Here is a 311-nt window from a genome sequence, read left to right as displayed (position 1 = left end):
TGGTCTGGTGTATTGTTGGCATGGCGCTTGAGCGTAAAGAACCTCTTCACCAGATTGTGAATCGCCTGGACATCATGCTGCCGGGCAATCGCCCCTTCGGTAAGCGTAAACTGACCGCCGTATGTAGCCATTAAGCCTGTATTGGTAACGTAGTGCCCACCTTTTCAACTAGTGGACACCTGTTATGGAACAGAAAGCATTATCTGCAGAATCCCGCAGATCATTTTCAAATGAGTTTAAACTTCAAATGGTTAAACTGGCTTCACAACCAGGAGCCTCTGTTGCCCGTATTGCCCGGGAACACGATATCA

The 311-nt window shown here is 47.9% G+C and carries 1 protein-coding gene and 1 pseudogene; both read left to right on the top strand.

Going from position 1 to position 311, the window contains the following annotated elements; genetic code table 11:
- Positions 1 to 98, top strand: a pseudogene (locus BFF42_RS21470) (transposase domain-containing protein); the annotation flags it as partial.
- 86 nt (positions 99 to 184) lie between these two features.
- The coding region (locus BFF42_RS21465; RefSeq protein ID WP_146627763.1) for a transposase at positions 185 to 311 on the top strand (127 nt) is incomplete at its 3' end.

The sequence above is a fragment of the Shigella sp. FC1661 genome, assembly GCF_001712525.1.
GTDB lineage: Bacteria > Pseudomonadota > Gammaproteobacteria > Enterobacterales > Enterobacteriaceae > Escherichia > Escherichia coli.
Note: the sequence above shows the minus strand (reverse complement) of the source record. Positions and strands in the feature narration are given on the sequence as shown.